Genomic DNA, 11,371 nt, shown 5'->3' on the forward strand with positions numbered 1-11,371 from the left:
GCCCGCCAGAGCCGATGGTACTGCGGTAAAACGTGGGAGAGTAGGTCGGTGCCCAATCTTAAATCAAGCCCTTGCTGAGTAATCAGTCAAGGGCTTTTTTGTGTTTGTTTTTTCCTTGAAGCCTTAGAAACTTATGCAGATGGTGTTCAAGGATACTATGATAATGTTCATCCCGGAGTTAATGCTGACATTCCTTCCTGGTGAACATTTGCAGATATATTAAAGGAGACTTCGATACAGGAGTGAGAGAAAGGGGATCTATCTCAACGCCTGTTGAGCTATCTTAATATCAGGCTTTAATTTATTAGAGTACAAATCAAGCTTATCCGAATCTATTATGCCTAATCGCTAAGGGAGTATTGATAGTTACAACAGGTTGAAATTTAATCAATTAAATCTTTTGTATTTGCACGTCCTTTGTAAAATGGACTGTTATTTTTATGAAAATTTGAATTGTACGTAAAATCGGCCATGATCCCATAATGGTAAAAACAAACGCCATAGCTATTTAGTAGAGTTCCTGATTCTTTAATTGCTAAACCAGAGGCTAAAAGAAAGAAAACAGAATCATAACTTACTATATTCATTCTATAATCTTTGATTTTACCGAATGCTTTTAAAGCAGGCAAAGCTTTTAAATTCATAGTATCTAATGCAGCAGTTAAAATCAATAAATCATCCCAATTCAGCATGTTTTTGACGTGTGCCAAAAACAAATTGGCTTAAATTTTAGATTTTTCAAGTGAAATAAATCGCTCGTTCATTAGTATGATTTGCTCAATAACTTTGTTTTTATATGAAACATCACTAATGAATTTATTTTGAAATGTGTTAATTTCATCATCAGAAAGTTGTCCTTTGTGAAAGGCTTGCAAAAAGATAAGTAGTTTCTTAATAATAAAGGCTTCTTTCACTTTTAAAACGGAGCTATATAATAAAACACCAGTTTTAATAAATGGTATTGATTTTAAAACATCATTTTCTAAGAAGCCATCTAAAACCAGTTCAGCATAATCAATGCTTAAATCAAATGTTGGTTTAATTAATTCGTCGTTTACAAATTTTTCCACTGAATTATCTTTATCCATATCATAAAATTATAAAAAAACCTGCCGGGTACAGCAGGTTGATATAATATATGATAAGATACAGGAAGGTTACTGTGTAGAAACTATGCGGTAAAGGATCCAGTTGTCGGTTTCGTATACGCGTTGGTAGTTTACGCCGCTGTTCACTATCTTAATGAGTGGGATATAGCGGCTACTCAACTGAGTATAGCCCGTAAACGGATTCTTTTGGGTCGCTATCAGGATATAATTGTCATAGCGGTAAGGCGTTTCTATAGCACTTAAAAACAGCTCCTGGTAGGGTAGGGTCAGTTTCTGGATGTCATGGGTAAACGCGGCAACAGGGTAGGCTACGGCATCATCCATTAGTACACGCGAAGTTTTGGGCAGACTATTAATAATATCTGCCAGTTCCATACTTTCTTCCTGGTCGGTATTCTGTTTGCCTGTTGTGAGCGTTGTTATAAACCTCTTTTCGTCGGTTATTAAGGAATCGCTCAGGAAAATATAACCGGTATATAATTGGATCAATATTACAACCGATAATATTACCTTAAACAGTAGTTGCCGCTTCACCGTTTGCGCCTTAAACACCAGGCACAGTAACGCCAGGATCAAGAAAATGAGGTAATACTCGTAGTTTAAAAATATCTTATCGTACTTGATGTGCAAAAATTCAATAAAGGCAAATGGCGTTAAAATAGTTAAGGCCTGGTAGGTACTTTCCCTGAAAAGATAAATAGCCACCAATATGAGCGGACAAAAATAGATCACCCTTAACGATACCATGATGGATAGCTCGGGCAACTGATAGTTGGCGCTGGTAGTGGCAATATCAAAGTTAAGCTTATCAACCAGCACGTTCCAGGTGGCATAAGGGCTCTCGATAAAATAATTCAGATCGTTGGCGTGCGTCAAATTGAGCAACTTATAACAGATCACCGATGCTACAGGCAAAATAAACAGGATAATGTAGATGGCAAATGTTTTATTGATGAGCTTACGGCGCAGCGAGGGACTGTTAAAACTTAAAAACAAGCGGAAAATAGATTCCTTTTCGCCCAGGTTTAAGCTTTGAACAGTAATGGCCAATACCAGCGGAGCAAAGAATAAGGTGAGCCAGATAAACTTATAATCGCAAAAAATAAGGATCACCAAACAGATACTGGCCAGCGAAACGTGAAACGTGGTATTGGAACGATAAAACTTAAGCAGGTTAAAAAAGAACAGGAAAAAGAAAGTGAGCACCATGTAGATGGATTTTCCCGAACAGGCTGTGTATAACAAGCCCGGATGCAGAAAAAACAACAATAACAGCGCGTATAAATAAAAATCGTCCTCAATACGTTTGGTTAGGGTACTGGCAATAATGTAAAATAAAACGGCCGTACCAATAGCCGATGCTATTACCGGCGCCAGGTAGGAGTCTATCCAGCTAAAAAGAAAGGTATTGTAAAAAGGCAGTAAGGGCGATGTAAGACCCATTACTTTAATGCGGTTGCCCAGGCCCTCAAAAACTATTTTGGTTTTCTCGATGTAAAAAATGCTTTCCTGATTATAATAACCCAGGTGATTTAAATAAATGCCGATCACCAGGTAGTAAACGCCAAGTATCAGGGTTAAAATAAAAAGGTATTGATTTTTTGTGATCTTCATTACAACAATCTTATTTAATAACGTTTGTTGGATTAGGCAACAAAGGGGCCTCATCCCAACCATTCTCCAAAGGCGAAGGACTTAAAAATGAATATTTATTCATTCGGCACGTCAAAGTCCTCTCCATTGGAGAGGATTTAGGTGAGGCTATTATTAATCTATTTAATAACATTTGTTGGGTTATTAACTTTACTTAATCCGTGATTGGTTTTTTCCCAGTAAAAAGGGTTCACTATTAACTGGTACAGGCCCATATAGGCTGCTGCCGAGTGCATTAACCAGTAAACCGGGTTGGCAATGGCAAATAATATCAGTTCAAAATACCGGCGTTTAAATACCGCCATCATGTTGATATAGATCATCAGGATGTTGCCCACCATCAGGTTAAATATCGCCATAAACAATACCCAATCAGGGAACAGGGTACGTATAGTCGAAAAATCAAATATCAGGTAGCTGATAAATATGATGAGCAAAAGCGGATAGGCCAAAAATGTGGCCGAGGTACCGCCTATAAAAAAGTTAAAGCCCCAAAATCCCCGCCATCCAATTTTTTTAACCAGTGCAGCCGGGTTGCGCATGTGCACCAGGTAAGTTTGCATGTACCCCTTGATCCAGCGCGAACGCTGGCGTATCCAGTTAATAGGTTCGTTGTTAGCTTCCTCGTAGGTGGTGGAATTGATGATGGATATTTTATAGCCTTTGGCGTAAGCGCGTACACCCAGGTCGGCATCTTCGGTAACGTTGAACGGATCCCAGGCGCCTAACTCTATCAGCGCGTCCATCTTAAAGTGATTGCTGGTACCACCCAGCGGAATAGGAATGTCCAGCGTATCCAGTCCGGGAAGCATGTAATCAAACCAGTAGGAGTATTCCAGGGTAAACATCCGGGTAAGGAAGTTCTCGTTCCTGTTAAAATAGTTTAACGCGCTTTGTATACAGATATAATTTTGCGGCAACTTGGAAAAAAGAGATACCACTTTTTTGAGCTGATCGGTATCGGGAATATCCTCAGCATCATAAATGGTGAGGTATTTACCCTTTGAAAAGTGCAAACCATAATTACAGGCCTTGGGCTTGGTTTTAGGCATATGAAATGGCACTACAATTACTTCAAAAACACCAGGGAAATCCAGGTTTTGAACCGCCTGCAGGGTTTTGTCGTCATCTTCTTCAATCAGTAGTTTAATATCCAGTTGTTCGCGTGGATAATCCAGGCTCTGCAGGTTCCAGATGAGTTTTTTGATCAGCTTATCTTCTTTATAAACCGGCAGCAATATGGTGTAAACCGGCAGGCTGTCTTCCACAATATCACGTACATCAGTTTTGGTTACCGCCTGGTGCAGTTCAAAACGCGAACCAATGAGGGCCAGGAATAATTTAAAAACAATGGCGATCAGGAAAAATAAACTCACCATCACATTAATGATGATAGAGGTGTTTTTAAAATTCAGCACCAAACCTACAGCAGTGATACCGATGATGATAAAAATAGTAACCAACTGCGGACTGGTAAAGGTGGTGGATGCCGAACTGGCCGGATCGCGTTTTAAAAGCTCATACACAGATGCTTTTACATATTTTTCGCCCAATAGTTTATGGCTCAGCCAGGTAATGTCCAGATCGCTGGCTACAATGATATGTGGTTCCAGATCATAAGTGAAGCGAATAAACTCAATAAACAGCTGGTTACTCGGATCGCTCATTAACGTCACTACCTTATTGTTCTCGATACGGAGGGGTAAGGCAATATGATCGTTAGCAAATTTCAGATCTATCTTTTTCAGTATTTCGGTATCAAAAGCTTCTTCCCTTACCGGCGCGAAGGTAAAGCCCGCGTTGGTTAATGACCGCTCGTAATTTTTACGCGAGATATAACCAAAGTTCAAAGCGATTTTGGCGTATGACATTCCCGACCGTTCTGAAAAATGCTTGATTTTTTCCTGATCGCCTGGTGTGATGAACCTGTCGCTAACCAAAAGTTCAGGAATAGAAATACTCATATTTTGGGTGTTTTGGTATCAAGTAGTTAGTATCAAGTATTAAGTACAGATTTAAATGTTACAGAAAAATCGTAGTACCTGATCCATAGTATCAAGTAGTTAGTATTTGGTACCCCAAAAGTCGTGATACTTGATACTAACTACTTGATACATAAAAGATTAATCGTTAAACAACTCCTGTGATTTTTGAACTTTTGAACGTACGTACAGGAACGACAGCAATATCAGTATTAGTAAACCCAGCAATATATACAGGTTGTAATTGTCCCAGAAACGGGTTAAACCGCTTTTGGTGTCGATATATTCCAGGTTCTCGCTTGATTTATTGATGTTGAACAAATATTTGTTGGAGTTAACATCAGATATGCAAACGTTACTTGACAGGGTTGAAAGCTGTTCGGTAATGGATTTTGATACCGCTAAAAATGCCTCGGATATGTGCTTGCCAGTGGCTGTAAGTACCAGTGTGGCGTTATTGCTGTGCCCGTAAAATATCTGGGCCAGCCCATTTGATACCGTGTCTGACAGGGAATAAACAGGATCATGATTGTCGGTATTATACAGCCGGAAATCACGTTCGAATTGTATTGGCGCTTCCGCAAACTCTTTCAGCAGTTTATCATCCTTTGAAAGCAGCGCAATGATATTGTATTTTTTAAGCTCGGTTGGCTGCATGGTATCTGAATAAACAAACTCAGGAAAGTTATTGGCGTTGATGTTGTTATTCAGCTCATAAATAATTTCGCCAAGCGCGGCAGCAGTATATTTGGCATAGTCCCTGCTTATTAATACACGCGTAGTACCTGTGTTAAAAGCTTCCGGGTATTGATAAAAACTCAGATTGCTGGTGATGAACGGATTTTTTGACTCCAGGTATGATTTATCTACGTCAACCTCGGCAAAGAAATTGATGAAGCTGTCTTTACAATGCCCCGTAGTTGGGAAAAATCTGAATTCGGCTTCCAGCGTATTGTATTTATGGTGCTGGTAACGATTAATGGTGATAGAAGTATTTAACTTTCCGGATGCATCCAGTTTCTCACTGCTGATGAGCAAACCATTGAGGTAAATATTAAAGAAACCGCGGTCGCCGGGGCTTAAACCGCTGTAGTTGGCCACAAAATGGATCTCTACTTCTTTTGGCGTAAAGCTAAAGTCGCTGTTTTTAAAGGAGTAGGCACTTTTTAACGAACCAATACCTGATAAAAAGTCGCTGATACCACCAATTTGTTTCAGTGATAATTTAGAGCGGTTTTCGTCGATGCTCTTAAAGAAAGTGTTTTGTGCTTTCTCGATCAGTAGGTAATCGCCATAGGTGGAGTTCAGGATATTCATGTTACCCAGGGCGGTAATAGCTTTTTCAAAACCAGTGTCGTCACCGCCGGTAACAAATAAAATTTCTTTAGATACGCTTTCCTGGCTTACGGTTTTAACGGGGGTAAGCGTACCGTTTGGCGCAGCAACCATGCGGGTAATAGTATCTGTAACCATGCTTACCGATTTGTGCAGGTAAAATAAACCCTGACCGCTTTGCGGGGTTACTTTTACTAACTCGCGTTTGGCGGCAGGCAGGCTTGCTATATTACCCACTTGTATATAGTTACGCACGGAATCGGGGAGTTTATCTTCCTCAAAAACCTGGATGTTGCGTGTTTGCGTCTTCTTTAACCTTGAATAGGCCCATGCCACCGCTTTAAGGTCAGACAGGCTTGGGTTTGCCGGATAAACAATAGCCCTTTTAGAGTCGAAGCAGTTGCTAATGTTGACGTTATCAAAAAAGCTCTTATTGCTTTTTAGTAATGACAGGTATGAATAATTTTTGATCTTTAACCACATAGCCGGGTTATCCAGATCCTTACACTCATCATCGCTGATGGTTAACAGGGTTTTTATTTGGATCTTCAGGAACTTATCGGCCGACAGATCCGCACGGGTCAGATTCAGGACAAGCTTCTGTATAGAATCCCTGGTTAAGCGGGCGCTATAGGCTGGTTTGTTATTGATAACCACGTTAATGTACGAACGCTCTTTGATCAAAGCCTGTGAAGGCTCAAAATATAACACCAGCTTGCTGCCATTCATTTCGGTAAGCGGGGTTATTTTCACATAAAATGAATTGGCGCCACTCATTCCGTATAGCACATCGTCTTCATGCCCAAGCGATTTAAAAGTTACTATACTTTGTGCTTGTGTCGATGTACTCACTAAAAATACAAAGGCTAAAAGGGCTAAAAATTTATTCATCTGGTTGTAAATATTAATTTATAACGTAAAACTCAACTCTAAAATAATTACCGTTATCGTCGCTGCGATAGGTTAGTTCGCCGCCCATTTCCTGGGTCATTAGTTTGGCGATGGAAAGGCCTAAACCAAGGCGGCTTTCATTGGTACCTGATGTGTCATTAAGCGTTTTTAGCTTGTTAAACATCATGTCCAGTTCTTTTTGGCCAATGGCTATGCCTTCGTCAATAATTTCAAAAACAAAACGCTGGCGCTGCAGGCTGGTCACTACCCTGATATCATTATTGGTTTGCGAAAACTTAATGGCGTTTGATAAAAGATTCTGAAATACCTGACCCGCAAATACCCTGTCGAGCCTAACATTAAGTGGCAATTTCAGGATATTATCCGTAAGGTGGATGTTTTTCATCTGCGCGGTTTCATATAAGCCTTTGAAAACGTGGGCCACCTCTACATTGGCATCAAATATCTCGAGCTTAAACTGCATTTCCGGCGATTCTATCTCTTTTACATCCATCAGCTTATTGAGCAGATATTGCATTTTTTCGGCCGACTCCGCTATATAGCCCACATACTCCTTTTGGTCGTTACTGAGGCGATAATCCTCTTCCTTGATCATGTTGTTGCTCATCACTACCGAGCCAATGAGATTTTTAAGGTCGTGCCCGGCTATATTGATAAAGCTGTTCTTTTGCCCATCTATCTTGCGTAATTGTTCATATTGCGCGTCGATCAGGTTGTTTTTGGCATTAATGTCGGCATTTTGTTGTTTGAGCTGCTCGTTTGATTTTTCGATCAGGATTTGCGAGCGCACATCCCTCCGCATTACCTTGTAACGGGTACCCGGAATGATACATGAAATAATAGCGGTTATAATAAAAAACTGCCCGCCACCTGTGCCAATCACGATATCCAGGTTGTAATCACTAAACAGATTAAAAAATATAGCCAATAGCAGCACAGCTACCAATACCTCAATAAATGAATTTATAGGTTCCCAAAAAACCTGCAGGTTAAAAAATAATACAATAGTGGCAAAAACCAGGTAATAAATATTAAGGTTCTGGATCTTTACAATATTGCATAAAAGCGCCGATGTTACCGACAGCATAAAGAAGCTGATATGCAGCAACAGGCGGTAATCATATCTTTTAGCTGTAAAAAGACCATGCAGACCGTATATGAGCGCGCTGGTGATCAATCTTACAATAAAAAACTGTATCCAAATTTCGGGAGCATATACGTAATCAATAATGCTGAAAACCGGGTAAAGCAAAATAATGGGCCAAATAATATTATTGGTTTGGAACCACGCTTTTTTATAGGTCTCTTTTATTAATTCGTCTTTTGCAATTTGAACAAACATTATTCGTTATCTTAAATTATAATTAAAAATCAAGCCCTGTTTTGTTATGGATTTTTATCAAGCTTAGGTTTAAGAGGTGAGAGTGAGAATAATTCTTTTAACGCAAATCTTAAACTATGTGTTAATACTCATAGTATCAACTGCTGGCGCTCTTGCAAAAAGCAGTCCAAAAATGAAGCAAGTCCGTTCGCTGGCTTTTAAACGTGCGCAAAGTTTAGATCATGGCATCAGTATTTCATGGCTGGAGCAAACATGGGTTAAACAAACGTTTGCGGAAGAGGATTTAAAAAAAAGCGATCTGGAATTATTGAAGAAACTTGGCTTTAAAAGCATCAGGCTGCCCGTTGCTTTTGGGTGGTTTGAAGAGCAGCATGTACCTGATGAGGAAGTGTTCCGCCGTATTGACCAGGTAGTAAAACTATGCCATGATTATGGCTTTAAACTGGTGATTGATTACCACTACGGAAAGTTAAATGATACCAATTATTTGGTAGAAACACCTATAATTATTAACCGCTGGTTAAAAATAGTAAAGCATTATATCCATACGGGCGCTAATGATGTTTTTTTTGAATTATATAACGAACCGCCCAGAATTGACCCCAAAGTGTGGAAGGACGCCGCCTATAACATGGTAACCGCCATCCGCAAAATTGATAAAAAGCATACCCTCATCATTGGCGCATCCAATTACAACAGTATTTATGAACTGAGCCGCTTTGTGCGCCTGGCCGATGACAACATTATTTACACTTTTCATTTTTACGAACCCTTCTTTTTTACCCACCAGGGTGCAGCATGGGTGGGCGACCAGGTGGCAACAACCGGGGTATCATTTCCTTATAATGCGGAAAATTTTCCAGCCCTCAACCCAAAAGCACGGGGAACCGCCGGCGAACTCAATTATAACAAGTATAATAAAGACGGTAATGAACAATCCATTAACGATAAACTACAGATAGTTAAGGATTGGGCCACTAAATACGATGTACCTATACTGTGCGGCGAATATGGCGTTTATAATAAATATGCCGATCTGGATAGCCGCTGCCGTTATATTAAAGCTGTGCGAATAGCCCTTAAACGACTAAACATACCCGGCATGCTTTGGGATTATAGCGGGTCGTTCTCTCTGTTTACCGGTAAACCGGCAATGAATACCTTACCTACTTGTATGAAGGAGGCTATTGGGTTTGTGCGATAAAGGGGAGGGAAGTTTACTTTCACGCGTCATTGCTGTAAAGGATGAAGACAACCGACCAAAGGGAGCTCATTAATACCAACAGAAATAATATTAATAATCTCTATGCTGTACAGGACGGAGATGTATAGCGTATACCCGCTCTTGGCCGCGGGAGGGCCAGTTACTTTTGTCGCCACAAAAGTAACCAAAAAGGCTGTCACCAGAAATGCTTCTTTGCGCTCATAGCCTTTGCTCTGCAAAGCTGGCAGAACCACGGGCTGCTAAACCTTACCTCCACTTCGTTCACTCATTACCCTCCGCTTCAGGTAAGGTTCGCTATGCCCTTACAGCCGCACGGGTCAGCATCGTTCTGCCCGCTTTAGCCCGAAGCTTATCTGCTGACGGGGAAGAAGAAATCACTAAATCACTAAATCATTAATTAGTTGCCGCGTTAGGGATAGCAGCGGATACCGGCCTGTGGCTAATGCCCGGGCAGTATGAGCGGATAGCCCGGGCCGTAGGTAACGCCCTTCTTTAACTAATAGCCCAAAATCTTTACTCCCAAAAAAATCCTTTATCTAATTATTTTTAATCCATTTCCCCCTGTCCATAAAATCAAATAACATAATTATTCATTTATTGATTACCTTTGCCAGGTAATATACTGTTATGAAATTTTTTGAAGAAAAACGTCGGGAGGTTATGGAGCATATTGAAAAATATATGCTTGAGAAGATGTTTGAATATTTAAAGCCTGTTGATACTATTTGGCAGCCATCTGATTTTTTACCTGACTCTACAAGAGATTCCTTTTTTAGTGAAATAAAAGAGCTGCAGGAAAGCGCCCAGGGTTTAAGTTACGATCTGATAGCCGTTTTAATTGGCGACACCATTACAGAAGAAGCGCTGCCTACTTATGAATCATGGCTGACCATGGTTGAAGGCGTATCTAAAGATGAAGAAGGCGGCTGGATGAAATGGACCCGCCACTGGACCAGTGAAGAGAACCGTCATGGTGACCTGCTAAACAAATACCTGTACCTGTCGGGCCGTGTTAATATGCGTATGATGGAGGTATCAACCCAGTATCTGATTGCCGATGGTTTTGATATCGGTACCGGGACCGATCCTTACCGCAACTTTATATATACCTCGTTCCAGGAACTGGCAACAAATGTATCGCACAGACGTGTAGCATCACAGGCTAAAAAGGATGGCGATACCCTATTGTCAAAAATGTGTGGTACCATTGCCGGCGACGAAGCCCGCCATGCCAGGGCTTATAAATACTTTATCGAAAAAATATTTGAGGTTGACCCGAGCGAAGCCATGATAGCCTTTGAGGATATGATGCGTAAAAAGATCGTGATGCCTGCTCACTTCCTGCGTGAAGTAGGTTTAAAAGTAGGTCAAACTTTTGGGCACTTTACCGATGCCGCTCAGCGCCTGGGTATATATACCGCTATTGATTATGTGGATATATTAAAAGAGCTGATAGAAGACTGGCATATTGAAAGCACTATCGACCTGAACGAAGCCGGCGAAAAAGCCCGCGATTATATCATGAACCTGCCATCGCGCCTGCTGCGTGTTGCGGAACGCATGAAAAACCCCATGCTGGAATACAAATTCAGCTGGATAAACGGATAATTTTCCTTATCAGAAAATATGAACAAAGGCGCCTGAATAGGGTGCCTTTGTTGGTTTACAGGGATATCCCTACACGTCAATTGCGAGGTACGAGGAGAAATCTTTTACGGGTGATGTTCTGTTCATTGCGAGAGTTCCTACGTTCCCCTCTTGAGAGTAATAGCTCATCAAATGACAGGAGGGGTAGCCCGCTACGGGGCACACC

Annotated in this window: 8 protein-coding genes; 2 read left to right on the forward strand and 6 right to left on the reverse strand. The window is 40.7% G+C overall.

What is annotated here, in order from left to right; all coding sequences use genetic code 11:
* Positions 1 to 383: 383 nt before the first annotated feature.
* The 6 genes from AB6735_RS25595 to AB6735_RS25620 form a co-directional block, all read right to left on the reverse strand.
* Positions 384 to 710, reverse strand: coding sequence for a hypothetical protein (locus AB6735_RS25595; protein WP_370999039.1), 327 nt, complete (start codon positions 708 to 710; stop codon positions 384 to 386).
* A 12-nt stretch (positions 711 to 722) separates the two neighbouring features.
* The gene (locus AB6735_RS25600; protein WP_370999040.1) at positions 723 to 1,088 is read right to left on the reverse strand and encodes a hypothetical protein; all 366 of its coding nucleotides are present in this window, start codon (positions 1,086 to 1,088) and stop codon (positions 723 to 725) included.
* 69 nt (positions 1,089 to 1,157) lie between these two features.
* Complete coding sequence (locus tag AB6735_RS25605) at positions 1,158 to 2,723, reverse strand: hypothetical protein (RefSeq protein ID WP_370999041.1); 1,566 nt, start codon at positions 2,721 to 2,723, stop codon at positions 1,158 to 1,160.
* A 158-nt stretch (positions 2,724 to 2,881) separates the two neighbouring features.
* Positions 2,882 to 4,726: a glycosyltransferase family 2 protein gene (locus AB6735_RS25610; protein WP_370999042.1), complete on the reverse strand. Its 1,845-nt coding sequence runs from the start codon at positions 4,724 to 4,726 to the stop codon at positions 2,882 to 2,884.
* A 159-nt stretch (positions 4,727 to 4,885) separates the two neighbouring features.
* The gene (locus AB6735_RS25615) at positions 4,886 to 6,970 is read right to left on the reverse strand and encodes a cellulose biosynthesis cyclic di-GMP-binding regulatory protein BcsB (protein ID WP_370999043.1); all 2,085 of its coding nucleotides are present in this window, start codon (positions 6,968 to 6,970) and stop codon (positions 4,886 to 4,888) included.
* Between the two features lie 13 nt (positions 6,971 to 6,983).
* Positions 6,984 to 8,333, reverse strand: a complete 1,350-nt coding sequence (locus AB6735_RS25620) for a sensor histidine kinase (protein ID WP_370999044.1) — start codon at positions 8,331 to 8,333, stop codon at positions 6,984 to 6,986.
* A 172-nt stretch (positions 8,334 to 8,505) separates the two neighbouring features.
* Between AB6735_RS25620 and AB6735_RS25625 the strand changes: the two genes are divergently transcribed.
* Together AB6735_RS25625 and AB6735_RS25630 are read left to right on the forward strand one after the other, a co-directional pair.
* Positions 8,506 to 9,537 carry a glycoside hydrolase family 5 protein gene (locus AB6735_RS25625; RefSeq protein ID WP_370999045.1) on the forward strand — a complete coding sequence of 344 codons (1,032 nt, stop codon included), beginning with the start codon at positions 8,506 to 8,508 and terminating at the stop codon, positions 9,535 to 9,537.
* A gap of 648 nt (positions 9,538 to 10,185) precedes the next feature.
* Positions 10,186 to 11,166: an acyl-ACP desaturase gene (locus AB6735_RS25630; protein WP_370999046.1), complete on the forward strand. Its 981-nt coding sequence runs from the start codon at positions 10,186 to 10,188 to the stop codon at positions 11,164 to 11,166.
* Positions 11,167 to 11,371: the final 205 nt, after the last annotated feature.

The sequence above is a fragment of the Mucilaginibacter sp. RCC_168 genome, assembly GCF_041355315.1.
Taxonomy (GTDB): Bacteria; Bacteroidota; Bacteroidia; order Sphingobacteriales; family Sphingobacteriaceae; genus Mucilaginibacter.